The organism is Micromonospora sp. DT63 (assembly GCF_049841615.1).
Lineage (GTDB): Bacteria > Actinomycetota > Actinomycetes > Mycobacteriales > Micromonosporaceae > Micromonospora.
In genome coordinates, this window is the sequence record NZ_JBNCKQ010000011.1 from 1 (window position 1) to 15,114 (window position 15,114).

Below are 15,114 nucleotides of genomic sequence, written 5' to 3' on the forward strand. Positions count from 1 at the left end.
CATGACCCTCGGCTGGGCCACCCCCGGTGAGAAAATGGCCCAGCTACTCGGTGTTGCAACCACCGGTTGAGCCCGCCTGGCTAACGGAAACTGTCCAAGATCTGTTCAGCACGCGCTTCGCGGCCGGGCCGCGCAAAGCGGACCGCGCGGGCCGCGTGAAGCAGGCCGGGGAAGGGCAAGCCGGGTTGGGCGTAGGGCAACCAGCTGAGCGCCGCGCGGAGGCAGAGATCCCCTCTTCCCCTACTTCATCACGTGGTGGTGGGCCGGAACAAGACTTGATCTTGGACTGTTCGAGGGCCAGGGTCGAGGCATGGATTTCGATGCGACAGCCACCGCCCGGCAGGCCCTCTGGATCGGCGGTGGGCAGTGGGCCGGCAAGTCCACGGTCGCCGTGAACCTGACCCTGCGACACGGACTGACCACGTACCTCTACGACCGACACGACGCCCGCGGCCACGACGACCGGCGGGTCGCCGACCGGGTCCGGCGGGGCGAACCGCCCGCCGGACCCGACCCGGACACCACCTGGGTCCGCACCGACCCGGCCCGGATGGCCGCCGACACGCTCGCGAGTTTCCCCCGCCGCTTCGACTGGGTCATGGACGACCTGAGCGCCCTCGTTCCCGGCCACCGCATGGTGGCCGAGGGCTGGGGACTGCGCCCCGAACTGGTGGCACCGGTCGTCGAATCGGTACGGCAGATGGTGGTGCTGGTGCCCACCGCCGAGTTCCGTGCCCAGCAGATCGCCCGACTGCCGCGGGCGCGGGCGGTCCCCGCCGGGGTCAGCGACCCGGGAAGGGCGCTGCGCAACCGGTGGGCACGCGACGAACTGGTGGCGGACGACGCGGCGGCGCAGGCGAAACGGCTGGGCGTACGGGTGATCCGGGTCGACGGCACGCTCGGCGGCGAGGAGCTGACCGACGTGGTGCAGGAGCACTTCGCGCCGTACCTGTGAGAGCGGTCAGCTCTCCAGCGGGGCGGCGTCGGCCGGGAGCGGGGTGGGCGGCGTGGCGCGGCGGCCCGCGCGGGCACCGCCCACCACCACCACGACGACCCCGACCAGCAGCACCGCCATGCCCAGCAGCGCGTACGGGCCGGGCACCTGGTGCAGCCAGGCCCAACCGAGAAGGGCCGCGCCAGGGGCCTCCAGCAGGATCAGCACGCTCACAGTGGTCGCGGCGATCTTCTTCAGGGCGTAGTTGAACATCGAGTGCCCGAGCAGCTGGGCGCCCGCCACCAGGGCCAGGATCGCCAGCCAGGTCCGAGTGTCGAAGCCGGTCATCCGGACCCCGCCGACCAGGCAGATCACCAGCAGGATCGACGCGCAGATGCCGTAGCAGATGGTCGTGTAGGTGGTGGTGCTGATGCTGGCGCGGGCCCGTTCACCGAAGGCGGTGTAGACGGCGGCGAACATGCCGCCGGTCACCGCCAGCAGGTCACCGACGACGGCTCGGCCGGAGATGCCCACGTCCGCCCCGGTGGCGATCACCGCGCCGCCGACGGCCACCGCGATGCCGACCCACACCACAGTGGGCAGCCGCCGCCCCTGGGCCCGGGCGATCAGCCCCTGCCAGACCGGCTGCGTGGCACCCAGCGCGGTAGCCGCGGCGACCGAGGTGAGCTGGGCGCTCGGCACCCAGGTCGCGAAGTGCCCGGCCAGCGCGACCCCGGAGAGTACGCAGAACAGGCCCTCCCGCCGGCCGGCCCGGCTCGCCAACGCGCGGAACTCGGCGCGGCGCCGGGCCAGCGAGAACGGGCTCAGCACGGCCACCGCGAGCAGGTTGCGCCAGAAGGCGATGGCCAGCGCGGGAGCGGCGGCGTACGCGATCAGCGGCGCGGACGACGACACGGCGACAACTGCCAGGCCGACCGCGCCGGTGGTCAGCGGATCCAGCGGCGGGCGGGGAGATCCAGGGGGCACGGGAAGCAATGGTCACACGAATCGCGGGCAACACGGACCGTCAGCACTCCGTTACGATCACGCGCGTTCGCGCCGACGACCCTCGACCGCGCGGAGGCGCTCCCCCATGCCCGACTTCCAGGCGGTGCTGTTCGACTTCTTCGGCACGCTGACCCGTTCGGTCCAGCGCGGCGCCGCGCACCTCGGCACCGCGGAACTGCTCGGCTGCCCCACCGAGACACTTAGCGAGGTGCTCAATCGCACCTACTACGAGCGGGCCACCGGCCGGCTCGGCAACGCCGAGGCGACCCTGCGGTGGGTGTGCGGCCAGGCGGGCGTACACCCGAGTGACAGCGCGCTGCGGGCGGCGGTGGCGTCCCGGCACCGCGCGATCCGCGCGGACACCCGGCTGCGGGCCGACGCCGTGCCCGTGCTGGCGGCGCTGCGGCAGCGCGGCCTGCGCACCGGCGTGGTCAGCGACTGTACGCACGAACTGCCGGCGTTCCTGCCGCAGCTCCCGATCGCGCCCCTGCTCGACGTGCGGGTCTTCTCCGTGCAGGTCGGACGCTGCAAGCCGGACGCGGCGCTCTACCTGACCGCGTGTGGTCGGCTCGGGCTCGCGCCGCACGAGTGCCTGTACGTGGGCGACGGCGGCAGCCAGGAGTTGACCGGTGCCGAACGGGCCGGGATGACTGCCGTCCGGCTGGCCGCGCCCGACCTGGCCGAGCACATGGTGTTCAACGCGGACCGGGAGTGGCGCGGCCGCACGCTGGGCACCCTGCGCGAGGTGCTCGACCTGGTGGGCACCGTCGCCGGAGTCGCTGCCGTCGGCGCGGGCGGTCCGGCGGCCTGACCGAGCCGGGCCCGTGGTCAGCGGCGGCGGACCCGGTGCAGGCGGAACGGCTTGCGGGTGGCGCGGACCGCCGGAGTCTCCCGAGGCTGCTCGGCCTGCGCGTCGGACGGCAGGCCGGCGCCGGTCAGCGGCTCACCGGCCGGGACGAGTCGGTTCACCGCGCAACCCTCGGCGGCCCAGCGGGCCACCAGATCGGCGGTCGGGCCGGGCGCGTTCAGGCGCTTGGCAGCCACCAGCGGCGCGGTGGTGTCCCACTCGTCGGTGCCCGGTGCCAGCCGGGTCACCCGGGCCGGCCAGGTGACGATCCGCCCTCCGTGGTCGCCGCGCAGGGTGACCTGCGCCTCGGTCGCGTCGGCCAGCCCCGGCGCGGCCTGCTCGCCCGGCCCGCTCACCACCAGGAGCGCACCCTCCAGCGGCGCGCACCAGAGCGCGAGCGCCGGGCCACCGGACACGCTGACCCAGGCCACCGCGGCCTTCTTCATCGCCTCGTCGACCAGCGGCGTGCCAGCGGAGGCATTCTCGTCCGTCACACAGGCATTCTCCCGCATCGGCACCGTCGGTCAGCCCACGAACGGCGGCACGGCGATCTCGCCCCGGGCCACCGGCATCACCTGACCGGCGACTGTCGCGCCGACTGCCACACCGTTCGCCGCGGTCACCGTGCAGGCCAGCGCGGAGGGACGGTTCATCTCGATGCCCTGGCGCACCGCGTAGTGCGCCAGGCCATCGCCCGGCAGCAGGCCGGTCGCCACCAGCCAGACTCCGAGCCCGAGCGCCGCCGAGCCGGTCGCCGGGTCCTCCGGAACGCCGAGCCCCGGCACGAAGACCCGGGCGTGCGCGGTTTGCGTGCCGGCGTCCCAGGAGAAGACGCTGACGTGCGCCACCCCGTACCGTTCCGCCGCCGCCGGGTTCACCCGCGCCCTGGCCACCGCTTCCGGACGGACCGGCAGGTAGGGGAACTCCAGCCCGCAGCCGGCCACCCGTGGGGCGGGTCCGGCCTGGTCATGGTCGTCCGCGACCAGCCCGGCGATCTCCAGCAACGGCTCCGGATCCAGCTCGGGACCGAGGGTGGGGCTGCCTCCGGTGAGCGTCGCGCCGGTCGCGGTCACCTCGATCGGCAGCACACCCGCGCCACACTCCTGGGTGACCTGCCCCACACCGAACATCCCGCGCCGACTCGCGGTGACCGCCGCGCCGACACTCGGGTGCCCGGCGAACGGCAACTCCTCGGCCGGCGTGAAGATGCGGGCCCGGTAGGTGGCCCCCACCTGCGTCGGCGGCAGCACGAACACCGTCTCGGAGAGGTTGAACTCCAGCGCGAGCGCCTGCATTTGCTCGGTGGCCAACGCCTCCGCACCGAACACCACGGCCAGCGGGTTGCCGGCGAACGGGCGGTCGGTGAAGACGTCAACGATCTCGTAGGCCAAGGTCGACATGTTGATAAACACTAGGCGCTTAGGCTGGTGCCCGTGAGCACGCCGACCCGGGTCTACATCGCCCGTCTCGCCGGAGTCGCCGTCTTCGATCCGAACGGCGACCAGGTGGGGCGGGTTCGTGACGCCGTGGCACGGCTGCGGGCGACCAAGCGGCCCCCCGAGGTGGTGGGTCTCGTCGCCGAGATGCCGATGCGCCGACGGATCTTCCTGTCCATCAACCGCATCACCTCGATCGACGCGGACGCGGTGGTCCTCGGCTCCGGCACCCTCAACCTGCGGCGCTTCGAGAAGCGCCCGAACGAGCTGCTGGTGCTCCAGGAGCTGCTGGACCGGCGCGTACAGCTCGAACCGGGCGGCCAGCCCGGCGCGGTGGTGGACGTCGCGATGGAGTGCACGCGCGGCGGCGAATGGTCGCTCAGCCGGGTCGCGGTCCGCGAGCAGACCGGCCGGCTCAGCCGCCGCGGCCACCTGCACCAGGTCGACTGGGACCGGGTACGCGGGCTCAGCGGCATCGCCGACAACCGGGGTACGGCGAACCTGCTCGCCGTCCTGGAGGACATGCGCCCGGCCGACCTGGCCAACGCGCTGCAGGACCTGCCCGACGCGCGGCGCAACGAGGTTGCGGCGGCGTTGAACGACGAGCGGCTGGCCGACGTGCTCAGCGAGCTGCCGGAGCACGACCAGGTGGAGATCCTCGCCGCGCTGGACCGGGAACGGGCCGCGGACGTGCTGGAGGAGATGGACCCGGACGACGCGGCGGACCTGCTCAACGAGCTGCCCCCACCGGAGCAGGACGTGCTGCTGGACCTGATGGAGCCGGACGAGGCCGACCCGGTCCGGCAGCTGCTCAAGTACACCCCGGGCACGGCGGGCAGCGTGATGACCTCGGAGCCGGTCATCCTGCCGCCGGACGCCACGGTCGCCGAGGCGCTGGCACGGATCCGGGAGCCGCAGCTCTCCCCCGCCATCGCCGCCCAGGTCTTCGTGACCCGGGCCCCGCAGAACACCCCGACCGGCCGCTACCTGGGCATGGTGCACTTCCAGGCGTTGCTGCGTGAACCGCCGGCCGACCTGCTGGGCAAGGTGGTGGTCAACGACATCGACCCGCTGCGTCCCACCACCCCACTGCCGGAGATCACCCGCCGGATGGCCACCTACGACCTCGTCGCCATGCCGGTGATCGACCGGAGCAACCGGCTGGTCGGCGCCGTGACCGTCGACGACGTACTGGACCACTCGCTGCCCCGGGACTGGCGCGACCGGGACGCCCTGGCCGCCCCGGGCACCTCCGACGCGGTGCTGGACGGCGACGGTGGCTGAGCAGCGGCGCACGGAGCGGCTCGACCAGCCCCGCGAGCCCCGGGGCATCAAACTCCCCCGGTTCGACGCGGAGGCGTTCGGTCGCTGGTCGGAGGGCATCGCCCGGGGCATGGGCACCGCGAACTTCATCGTCGTCATGACCGTGGTGATCGCGATCTGGTTCGGCTGGAACACCCTCGCCCCGGCCGAGCTGCGCTTCGACCCGTACACCTTCACGTTCCTCACGCTGGTGTTGTCGTTGCAGGCCAGCTACGCCGCGCCGCTGATCCTGCTGGCCCAGAACCGGCAGGCCGACCGGGACCGCCTGGCGCTGGAGGAGGACCGGCGGCGGGCCACCGCCCAGAAGGCGGACACCGAGTACCTGGCCCGGGAGATCGCCGCGCTGCGGATCGCGCTCGGCGAGGTGGCCACCCGCGACTTCCTGCGTTCCGAGCTGACCCGGCTGGCCGAGGAGCTGGATGAGGCGGGGCAGCGCCGGCAACGCCTGGAGCGCCGGCAGCAGGAGAAGGACAGCCAGCAGGAGCGGCGCGCGCAGCGCGCGACCGACGGCCTGGGTCTGGACGAGCCCCGCGACGACCTGGACGGGGATTTCGCCCGCGACGCCCGGCCCGACCGCTGATCAGCGGGTCGGGTTCGGTAATCGTATGGCTCACACCACCGTCGGCCAGCGGTCGGAGCGGATGCCCCGCGACGTAGCATTGCGGGCATGTCAGCACCCGTGAGCACCGTCGAGGACGCGATCCAGGCCGCCCTGGCCACCGTCAACGACCCGGAGATCCGCCGGCCCATCACCGAGCTGGGCATGGTCCGCTCCGCCACGATCGGCGCCGACGGCGTCGTACGGGTCGAGCTGCTGCTCACCGTCGCCGGCTGCCCGCTCAAGGACAAGCTGCGCACGGACATCACCGCTGCCGTGGCGGCGGTCCCCAGCGTGACCGGCGTGGAGATCGACTTCGGTGTGATGAGCCCCGAGCAGCGGCAGTCGCTGCAGTCGCAGCTGCGCGGCGGCGGCGCCAGCGAGGAGCCGGTCATCCCGTTCGCCCAGCCCGGCTCGCGCACCCGGGTGTACGCGGTGGCCAGCGGCAAGGGTGGTGTCGGCAAGTCCAGCGTGACTGTCAACCTGGCGGCGGCGCTCGCCGCCCGTGGGCTCTCCGTGGGCGTGGTCGACGCCGACATCTACGGGCACTCGGTGCCGCGGATGCTCGGCGCGGACGGCCGGCCGACCCGCGTCGAAGACATGATCATGCCGCCGCAGTCGCACGGCGTGAAGGTCATCTCGATCGGCATGTTCACCTCGGGCAACGCGGCAGTGGTGTGGCGCGGCCCGATGCTGCACCGGGCGTTGCAGCAGTTCCTGGCCGACGTCTACTGGGGCGACCTGGACGTGCTCCTGCTCGACCTGCCCCCGGGCACCGGCGACGTGGCCATCTCGCTGGCCCAGTTGCTGCCCAACTCGGAGATCCTGATCGTGACCACCCCGCAGACCGCCGCCGCCGAGGTGGCCGAGCGGGCGGGTGCGATCGCCCTGCAGACCCACCAGCGGGTGGTCGGCGTCATCGAGAACATGTCCTGGCTGGAGCTGCCGGACGGCTCCCGAATGGAGGTCTTCGGCGCCGGCGGTGGCACGGCCGTCGCCGAGTCGCTGAGCCGGACCATCGGCGCCCAGGTGCCGCTGCTCGGTCAGATCCCGCTGGACACCCGGGTCCGCGAGGCCGGCGACGCCGGCAACCCGATCGTGCTGGCCGAGCCGGAGTCCCCGGCCGCGCAGGCGCTCGGCACGATCGCCGACCGGCTCGCGCTGCGCCGCGAGTCGCTGCTCGGCAAGCCGCTCGGCCTCAAGCCGGCCGGGCGCTGACCCCCCGATCGACGACGCCCCGCCGGCCCACTCGGGCCTGCGGGGCGTTGTCGTCGCTGTGCCGTACGAGTCAGGTGGCGTCGTCGTAGCTGGGCCGGGGAGCCGGTGCCGGCGAGGCGCCGGTGGCCGTGCCGGGCCGGGAGCCGTTCGCGCGGGGGTCCACGGCGTTGGCCACGTCCTTCAGCTCGTTGTGCACGCCGCTGACGTCCGCGCGCAGGTTGTCGTAGACGCCCTGCATGGGCTTGCGGATCGCCGCCTCGTCCTCCTCGCTGAGGAGGTGCTTGCGGATGAAGGCCTTCGGGTGCAGATCCTCGAGCTGGATGTCGGTGCCCAGCTCGCGACTGAGGTCGCCGGTGGCGTTGCGGGCCATGTTGCGCAGATTGCGCACCATCCGCAGGCCGTCGTTGATCACGGCAGGCAGCCGGTCACCAAAGATCAACAGCGCCAGGAGCAGCAGCGCCCCGACTTCCCACATGTTCAGGTTCTCGAACATCCCGTGGGCCTCCTCTCGGCGTCAGCAGCAAGACTACGCACGTCGGACGGCTTTCCGGCAGGGGGTGACCCGCTGTTCACTTGGCATCCGCGGCGAGGGTCACCGACGTGTTCTGCCGAGCGGCACCCCGCCGGAACTCGACAGTCACCACCGAACCCGGAGCGAACTTGCGGACCAGGGCGATCAGGTCGGTCGGCTCGGTCATCGGCCGGCCGTTGAGCTTCAGGATCACGTCGCCGACCTTCAGCCCGGCACCGGCCGCCGGCCCGGAAGGCTCCACGGCGGCCAGCCGGACGCCGCCGTTGGCACCCGCCCCGGGGCCACCGACCTGGGCGCCGATGACCGTACGCCGGGCCTTGCCGGTGCCGATGATGTCCTGGGTGACCCGCTTGGCCTGGTTGATCGGGATGGCGAAGGCGAGCCCGATGTTGCCGGCCTCCTGGCCCTCGGCCACCAGCGACTTGATCGTGGAGTTGACCCCGACCACCCGCCCGGCGCCGTCGACGAGCGGGCCGCCGGAGTTGCCGTGGTTGACCGCGGCGTCGGTCTGGATGGCCGCGTAGTAGCGCACCGGGCCACCCGGCTCACCGGCCTGCATCGTCCGGTCCAGGGCGCTCACGATGCCGGCGGTGACCGTGTTGGCCAGCGACAGGGGCGAGCCGATGGCGAGCACCGGGTCGCCGACGGCCAGCGCGTCGGAATCGCCGAACTCCACCGGTCGCAGCCCTGTCCGGTTCACCTTGATCACCGCGATGTCGGACTCCGGGTCCTGACCGACGACTGTCGCCGGGGCGGAGGTGCCGTCGTTGAAGATCACCGAGGCCTTGCCGCTGCTGCCGGACACCACGTGGTCGTTGGTGATCACATGACCGTCGGCGCTGGCGATGAAGCCGGAGCCCTCGCTGGTCCCGCCCAGGCTGCTCACCCGGACGGTGACCACGCTGGGCAGGACACGTTCGGCGACTCCGGCAAGTGACTCCGGCTTGCGCTGGGCCAGCGCGGGCGGCTCCGCGGCCTGCGCGCCGAGCACCGTGCCGGCGGCGCCACCACGGACCGCGAACGCGTAGCCCAGCGCGCCACCGAGGGTGCCCGCCAGCAGCGCGGTGATCACCGGTATGAGCAGCAGGTGACGCAGCGTCGGTCGACCCGGCGCGTCCGGGTCGGTGACCGGTTCGGGCTCGGTGCCGGCCGCCACCACCCCCGGCACCACCACTGCGGCGGGCGTCGCCGGATCACGCCACGGATCACCGAGCGCGTCGGACCACCAGGGCGACGCGCCGGCCGCAGCCGCAGGCGCGGTGTCGCTCCCCGGCGTGGTCGGCGCCCCCGCCGGCGGGGCTCCTGCCCCGGGCGGGCTCGCCGGAGCCGGAGTCTCACCGCCCCGGCGCCAATCCCAGCCGTCGGTCACGTCGGTGCCTCCCAGTCCATCCCCGGATCCCGCGCGGCGTCGCCCGGCCACGGTTCGGCGCGGTCGAGGCTGACGGAATACCGCTTCCAGGATTGCACGGATGCGCGCGGTGGAGTCAGCGGTTGCCCCCGGCGATCGCGAGGGGACGGAGGCGCGGCTGCGCCTCGGTCGGGTCGCCTCTACGCTCACAGTGCCAACCCGCCCCCGCACCACGCACCGCCCGGAGGTGCCCCATCGCCACGGTCGCCGGTTCCGGCAGTTCGACGACCCAGGCTCAGCAGTTCGCCGAGTCGTACGTGACCGAGGATCTCGTCCTACGGACCGCCCGCAGCCTGGCCCACGAGGTGGGCCTCGACGCGGTCACCCCCGGAGCGGGGGCGGCGCTGCGGCTGCTGGCCGCGGCCGGCAACGCCCGCGCGGTGGTGGAGATCGGCACCGGCACGGGCGTGAGCGGCGTCTGGCTGCTGCGAGGCATGCGCGCCGACGGCGTGCTCACCACCATCGACGTGGAGGTGGAGCACCAGCGGATCGCCCGGCGGATCTTCACCGAGGCGGGCTTCGCCGCCGGCCGCACCCGGATCATCACCGGTCGCGCGCTGGACGTGCTGCCGCGGCTCGCCGACGGGGCGTACGACCTGGTCTTCGTCGACGCCGAGGCGACCGGCTTCCACGCCTGCGTGGAGGCGGCGCTGCGACTGCTGCGCCCGGGCGGCGTGCTCGCGCTCAACGGCATGCTCGCGCACGGTCGGATCGGTGACCCGGCCGCCCGGGACGCGGAGACGGTAACGGTCCGCGAAACGATCAAGGCGGTCCGGGAGTCGGAGCACTGGATTCCCGCGCTGCTCCCGGTCGGGCACGGGGTGCTCGCCGCCGTGAAGTGCTGACGGTCAGTCGACGGCGGCCAGCCAGCGCAGCAGCGAGCGGACGCCCCAGCCCGTCGCACCGCGGGTGAGCTCGGCCTGGTCGCCGTCCGCCCAGGACGGGGCGGACATGTCCAGGTGCAGCCAGCGGTCCCGCAGGTCGCCGGTGAACTCGCGCAGGTAGAGCGCGGCCGTCACCGATCCGGCGCCCTGGGCGGGCGCGCTGTAGAGATCGGCGATCTCGCTGCCCAGGTACTCGACGTAGTCGGTGTGCAGCGGCATCCGCCAGGCCGCCTCGCCGGCCGCCTCGATCGCGGTCAGCAGGTCGGCGGCGAGGTCGTCGTTCTCGCTGTAGAGGGCCGCGGTGCGCTTGCCCAGCGCCACGGCGTTGGCGCCGGTGAGGGTGGCCAGGTCGATCAGCAGGTCGGGCTTGAGCTGCCGCACCGCGTACGCCAGCGCGTCGGCGAGGACCAGCCGGCCCTCCGCGTCGGAGTTGGTCGTCTCGCTGGTCGTCCCGTCGTAGTGCCGGATCACGTCGCCCGGGCGGAACGCCGAGCCGCTGACCATGTTCTCGGCGAGCGGGGCCAGGGTGGTGACGCGGACCGGCAGGCGCAGCGCCGCCGCGCCGAGGGTGGCGGCGACGACCGCCGCCGCGCCGGCCATGTCCTTGCGCATCAGCTTCATCGCCGGCACCGGTTTGATCGAGATGCCGCCGGTGTCGAAGGTGATGCCCTTGCCGATCAGCACCACGTGGGTGCGCGCGTTCGCGGGGTGCCAGTCCACCTCGACCAGCCGCGGCCCGCTGGCCGAGCCGCCGCCGACGGCGAGGATCCCACCGAAGCCCTCCGCGGCCAGCTCAGCCGGGCCACGCACCGTCAGGCGCACGTCCGGCAGGTCGGCGGCTGCGGAGGCCACCTGGTCGGCGAACCACTGCGGGGTCTTCACCGAGGAGGGGGTGTTGGTCAGATCGCGGGCGAGGCGGGTCATCGCGGCGGTGGTCCGCGCGGTGGCCACGGTGCTCTCGTACGCCTCCGGGTCGTCGAGAAGCAGGTCGACGCCGGTGAGCGCGGGCGGGTCGCCGGCCTCGGTCAGCCGGAACCGGTACGAGGCGAGCAGCAGCCCCTCGGTCAACCCACGGACCGCCTCGGAGGTCACCTCGGCCGGCAGCGCGATAGTGATCTGCGTCTCATCGGACGCGGAGCGGGCCAGAGCAGCGCCGGCAGCCCGCCAGGACGACTCTCCGCCGTCGCCGATACCGAGCAGCACCAGCCGACCGGGGCTGCGCCCTGGGCGCAGGTGGGTGGCGATCTCACCGGCCCGGCCGCTCACTCGGGCCACCGGCACCAGCGCGGCAGCCTCCTCGGCGGTGCCGTCCGGCGGCGTCACGGCGGTGGGCGCCAACTCCGCCGGGGCGTCACCTCCCGCCGCCGGATCGGTGGGGCGGACGGGCAGGACGAGGACGTCGAGCCGATCGGGCTCGGCAAGCGGACGGATGGCGAGCACGCGGAACCGCACCTCCAGGAAATGTCGCAGAGTGGGACCGGGCCATCGCCCGCCCACACCGATGAAGACCCTGAGCCACCGGCGATCCCGGTGGCTCAGGGTCCAAGAAACGCTCCGAGCGGCGTACGCCGTCCGGGTCGCTCCTCACTCAGCCGGCGGCTGCCTTCAACGCGTCACCGAGCGCGTTGGCCTCGTCGGGAGTCATCTCGACGACGAGCCGGCCACCGCCCTCCAGCGGGACCCGCATGACGATGCCCCGACCCTCCTTGGTGACTTCCAGCGGACCGTCGCCCGTCCGCGGCTTCATCGCCGCCATGTTGTCTCCCCTCAGACCTACACCAGGGTCGGTGGGTTGCCCCACAGCCACTTCGTCACGACCTCCCGCAACTCTCGCGGGGGTGTCGACAGACGATTTTCCCTGATGAACACCGCCGGACCCAAACCGGAGCAGCATTGATGTAACAGCATCTAGCTTATCTTGAGAAGGCCTGTCACAATGTGCGGTCATGCAGGCACGGTCGGCACTCTTCGACCTGTACGGCGACCACCTCCGGCCGAGGGGTGGCCGGGCACCGGTCGCCGCCCTGGTCAAGCTACTGGCGCCGTTGGGAATCGCGCCGCCCGCCGTTCGCACCGCCGTGTCCCGGATGGTGCGTCAAGGCTGGCTCGACCCGCTCCGGCTGGCCTCCGGACCGGGATATTCGATCACACCAAAAGCCGCCCGACGACTCGACGAGGCGGCGGCCCGGATCTACCGAACCGGCCGGGTCACCTGGGACGGGCGCTTCGATCTGCTCGTGCTCGACGCCCCGGGTTCCCGGCGGGACCGGCAACGACTCGCCGCCACCCTCAGCTTCCTCGGCTACGGCACGCTCGACGAGCAGACCTGGGTGGCCACCCGGCCCGCCGAGGACGTCGACCTGTTGCTCGCCGAGGCCGGCATCCGGTTCGAGCGGTTCACGGCCTCGCACTTCTCCGGCACCCCCGGTGCGATGGGCGTCGTCCGCCGCGCCTGGGACCTGGCCGAGATCGGCCGCGCGTACGAGCGGTTCGTCGCCGACCAGCGCCCCCTCCTCGGCGCGGTCACCGTGCGCAGCAGCGACGAGGAGGCGTACGCGGCCCGATTCCGGCTGGTGCACGCGTGGCGTACCTTCCTGTTCCGGGACCCGCAGCTGCCCCCCGCGCTGCTGCCCGAGCGCTGGCCCGGCACCGCCGCCGCCAGCTTCTTCGACCGGCACGCGGCCCGCCTGCGTCCGGCCGCCGACCGGTACGTCGAGCAGTGCCTCGACGCCGGCAACCGCATCGTTCGACAGAAGGGTCGTTAGACACGTGACCGAGCCGTTGCTCGTCGACCGGACCGACGCCGTCGTCACCCTCACCCTCAACCGGCCGCAGGCGATGAACGCGCTCGACCTGGCGCTCAAGGAGGCCCTGCGGGACACGCTGGCCGAGCTGGAGACCGACCGGTCCTGCCGGGCGGTCGTGCTGGCCGGGGCCGGTGGAGCGTTCAGCGCCGGGCAGGACCTGCGCGAGCACGTGGCCACCCTGGGCAACTCCTCCGGCCCGCCGCTGGACACCGTGCGGGCGCACTACAACCCGATCGCCGCCCGGCTGGCCAACCTGCCCAAGCCGGTGGTCGCAGCGGTCCGCGGAATGGCCGCCGGCGCCGGCGCGTCGTTGGCCTTCCTCGCCGACATCCGGATCGGCGGCCCGAGCACCAGCTTCCTGATGGCCTTCGCCAAGGTCGGCCTCGCCGCCGACACCGGCGCCTCCTGGACGCTGCCCCGGCTGGTCGGTCACGCCAAGGCCGTGGAGCTGCTGATGCTGGCCGAGCCGGTCCGCGCCGAGGAGGCCTGCCGGCTGGGGCTGATCACCCGACTGACGGACGACGACGAGCAGGTGCTGCCTGTCGCGCAGGACCTGGCCGCCCGGCTCGCCGCCGGCCCCACCGTCGCGTACGGGGCCATCAAGCGGCAGCTCTCGATCGCCGACGCCGGCACGCTCGCCGACGCCCTCTCGGCCGAGGCGCAGGCTCAGGCGATCTGCGGCGCCACCGCCGACCACCGGGCGGCCACCCTCGCGTTCGTCGCCAAGCAGAAACCGGTCTTCGAGGGACACTGAACGCGATTCGCACCCCGCCCTTACCGTCCTCGTACGCGGGCCGCCTAGCGTCGGGCCGCATGAGCGATCGTGAAGCGGTGGCGCACCTGCTGCGGCGGGCCACCTTCGGGCCGACCGCCGACGAGGTGGACGCGGCCGAGCGGGTTGGGCCGGCGGCGACCCTGGACAACCTGCTCGCCCCGAAAGGGGCCGACCGGGGCGCGGCGGCCACCCCACCGCCGACGCTGCCCCCGGACCCGTACGCCGCGCTGACCAAGGAATCCACCCGCGAAGAGCGTCAGAAGGCCAACGCCCAGCGCCGCGAGCAGCTCCAGCAGGTGACCCTCTGGTGGCTGGACCGGATGGTCGCCGCCGAGGACGGGCTGACCGAGAAGCTGCTCTTCTTCTGGCACGGGCACTGGGCGACAAGCGCGCAGAAAGTCAAGTCGGCGCGCGTGATGCTGGGCCAGTTGGAGACCCTGCGCCGCCACGGGCGCGGGCCGCTGGCCCCGCTGGTCGCCGCGATGGTGCGCGACCCGGCCCTGATCATCTGGCTGGACGGGCAGAAGAACACCCGCAAGGCGCCGAACGAGAACCTGGCGCGCGAGCTGATGGAGCTGTTCACTCTCGGCATCGGCGGCTACACCGAGGCCGACGTGAAGGCCGGCGCGCGGGCGTTGACCGGCTGGGTGGTGGACCGGCGCACCGGCGTCGCCCGTCTGGAGGCCAAACGGCACGACCCCGGGGAGAAGACGATCCTGGGACAGACCGGCCGCTTCGACGCCGAGGCGTACGCCGGGCTGCTGGCCACCCAGCCGACGGCGGCGACGTTCGTTGCCGGGCGGCTCTGGTTCCGCTACGCCGGCACCGACGTCCCGGCGCCGGACGGCCTGGCCGGCGCGGACAGCGTCGCCACCCTGCGCGCGCTGTTCACGTCGCCGGCCTTCGCCCAGACCCGGGGCACCCTCGTGAAGCAGCCGGTGGAGTGGATGGTCGGTGCGCTGCGACAGCTCGGCGTCCGGCCCTCCGCCCTGCCCGAGCAGCAGCGCAAGCAACTGCTCTCCGGTCTGAACGCGCTGGACCAGGTGCCGCTGCGGCCGCCCAGCGTGGGCGGCTGGCCGGCCGGCGCCGCATGGCTGACCACCTCGTCGTTGCAGGCCCGGCTCCGGATGGCCGGGATGCTGGCCGCGGCGGCCACCCCGGCGGTGCTGGCCCGGCTGACCGCCGCGCCCGTCGCCGGCCGGCCGGACGCGCTGGCCCGACTGCTGGTCGTCTACGGCTGGGGCGCCCGCACCCGGGCCGCCCTCACACCGTTGGCCGGCGAGCCGCGCAAGCTGCTGGCCGCCGGGCTGGTCAGCCCCGAATACACCGTCAGCTGAGCGGAGG

16 protein-coding genes are annotated in these 15,114 nt (G+C 73.3%); 9 read left to right on the forward strand and 7 right to left on the reverse strand.

Annotation, left to right across the window (positions count from 1 at the left end; genetic code table 11):
• Positions 1 to 310: 310 nt before the first annotated feature.
• Positions 311 to 955, forward strand: coding sequence for a hypothetical protein (locus ACLQ27_RS29155; RefSeq protein WP_425869738.1), 645 nt, complete (start codon positions 311 to 313; stop codon positions 953 to 955).
• A gap of 6 nt (positions 956 to 961) precedes the next feature.
• On the opposite strand, the gene ACLQ27_RS29160 is transcribed toward ACLQ27_RS29155, so the two are convergent.
• Positions 962 to 1,930, reverse strand: coding sequence for a DMT family transporter (locus tag ACLQ27_RS29160; RefSeq protein WP_425869739.1), 969 nt, complete (start codon positions 1,928 to 1,930; stop codon positions 962 to 964).
• Positions 1,931 to 2,027: 97 nt separating this feature from the next.
• Between ACLQ27_RS29160 and ACLQ27_RS29165 the strand changes: the two genes are divergently transcribed.
• Positions 2,028 to 2,753, forward strand: a complete 726-nt coding sequence (locus ACLQ27_RS29165; RefSeq protein WP_425869741.1) for an HAD family hydrolase — start codon at positions 2,028 to 2,030, stop codon at positions 2,751 to 2,753.
• A 17-nt stretch (positions 2,754 to 2,770) separates the two neighbouring features.
• Here the strand turns inward: ACLQ27_RS29165 and ACLQ27_RS29170 are convergent, their stop codons facing one another.
• Positions 2,771 to 3,301: a hypothetical protein gene (locus tag ACLQ27_RS29170; RefSeq protein ID WP_234584339.1), complete on the reverse strand. Its 531-nt coding sequence runs from the start codon at positions 3,299 to 3,301 to the stop codon at positions 2,771 to 2,773.
• A 12-nt stretch (positions 3,302 to 3,313) separates the two neighbouring features.
• Entirely contained in the window at positions 3,314 to 4,189 is an 876-nt protein-coding gene (locus tag ACLQ27_RS29175) for a PhzF family phenazine biosynthesis protein (RefSeq protein ID WP_234584338.1), read from the reverse strand.
• Between the two features lie 33 nt (positions 4,190 to 4,222).
• Between ACLQ27_RS29175 and ACLQ27_RS29180 the strand changes: the two genes are divergently transcribed.
• From ACLQ27_RS29180 to ACLQ27_RS29190, 3 genes are all read left to right on the forward strand, one after another.
• The gene (locus ACLQ27_RS29180) at positions 4,223 to 5,509 is read left to right on the forward strand and encodes a magnesium transporter MgtE N-terminal domain-containing protein (protein WP_234584337.1); all 1,287 of its coding nucleotides are present in this window, start codon (positions 4,223 to 4,225) and stop codon (positions 5,507 to 5,509) included.
• Positions 5,502 to 6,128, forward strand: a complete 627-nt coding sequence (locus ACLQ27_RS29185; RefSeq protein ID WP_234584336.1) for a DUF1003 domain-containing protein — start codon at positions 5,502 to 5,504, stop codon at positions 6,126 to 6,128. The genes ACLQ27_RS29180 and ACLQ27_RS29185 overlap by 8 nt, the downstream gene beginning before the upstream one ends.
• A gap of 87 nt (positions 6,129 to 6,215) precedes the next feature.
• The gene (locus ACLQ27_RS29190; protein WP_234584335.1) at positions 6,216 to 7,364 is read left to right on the forward strand and encodes an Mrp/NBP35 family ATP-binding protein; all 1,149 of its coding nucleotides are present in this window, start codon (positions 6,216 to 6,218) and stop codon (positions 7,362 to 7,364) included.
• Positions 7,365 to 7,434: 70 nt separating this feature from the next.
• Here ACLQ27_RS29190 and ACLQ27_RS29195 read toward each other — a convergent pair whose 3' ends face one another.
• Both ACLQ27_RS29195 and ACLQ27_RS29200 read right to left on the reverse strand, forming a co-directional pair.
• Positions 7,435 to 7,857, reverse strand: coding sequence for a preprotein translocase subunit TatB (locus tag ACLQ27_RS29195; protein ID WP_234584334.1), 423 nt, complete (start codon positions 7,855 to 7,857; stop codon positions 7,435 to 7,437).
• 76 nt (positions 7,858 to 7,933) lie between these two features.
• Positions 7,934 to 9,265 (reverse strand): S1C family serine protease, encoded by a 1,332-nt coding sequence (locus ACLQ27_RS29200; protein ID WP_425869743.1) that lies wholly within the window; start codon positions 9,263 to 9,265, stop codon positions 7,934 to 7,936.
• A gap of 296 nt (positions 9,266 to 9,561) precedes the next feature.
• Here ACLQ27_RS29200 and ACLQ27_RS29205 point away from each other — a divergent pair, with 296 nt between their 5' ends.
• Complete coding sequence (locus ACLQ27_RS29205) at positions 9,562 to 10,149, forward strand: O-methyltransferase (RefSeq protein ID WP_234584332.1); 588 nt, start codon at positions 9,562 to 9,564, stop codon at positions 10,147 to 10,149.
• Between the two features lie 3 nt (positions 10,150 to 10,152).
• Here the strand turns inward: ACLQ27_RS29205 and ACLQ27_RS29210 are convergent, their stop codons facing one another.
• Complete coding sequence (locus ACLQ27_RS29210; RefSeq protein ID WP_357573392.1) at positions 10,153 to 11,628, reverse strand: leucyl aminopeptidase family protein; 1,476 nt, start codon at positions 11,626 to 11,628, stop codon at positions 10,153 to 10,155.
• A gap of 148 nt (positions 11,629 to 11,776) precedes the next feature.
• Positions 11,777 to 11,944, reverse strand: a complete 168-nt coding sequence (locus ACLQ27_RS29215; RefSeq protein ID WP_007455245.1) for a DUF3117 domain-containing protein — start codon at positions 11,942 to 11,944, stop codon at positions 11,777 to 11,779.
• Positions 11,945 to 12,134: 190 nt separating this feature from the next.
• On the opposite strand from ACLQ27_RS29215, the gene ACLQ27_RS29220 reads away from it, so the two are divergent.
• The 3 genes from ACLQ27_RS29220 to ACLQ27_RS29230 are packed head-to-tail and all read left to right on the forward strand — an operon-like array spanning position 12,135 to position 15,107.
• On the forward strand, positions 12,135 to 12,953 hold the full coding sequence (locus ACLQ27_RS29220) for a PaaX family transcriptional regulator (protein ID WP_007455243.1): 819 nt from the start codon (positions 12,135 to 12,137) through the stop codon (positions 12,951 to 12,953).
• A 4-nt stretch (positions 12,954 to 12,957) separates the two neighbouring features.
• Positions 12,958 to 13,749, forward strand: coding sequence for an enoyl-CoA hydratase-related protein (locus ACLQ27_RS29225; RefSeq protein ID WP_234584328.1), 792 nt, complete (start codon positions 12,958 to 12,960; stop codon positions 13,747 to 13,749).
• A 59-nt stretch (positions 13,750 to 13,808) separates the two neighbouring features.
• Complete coding sequence (locus ACLQ27_RS29230) at positions 13,809 to 15,107, forward strand: DUF1800 domain-containing protein (protein WP_425869747.1); 1,299 nt, start codon at positions 13,809 to 13,811, stop codon at positions 15,105 to 15,107.
• The last annotated feature ends 7 nt before the right edge of the window (positions 15,108 to 15,114 follow it).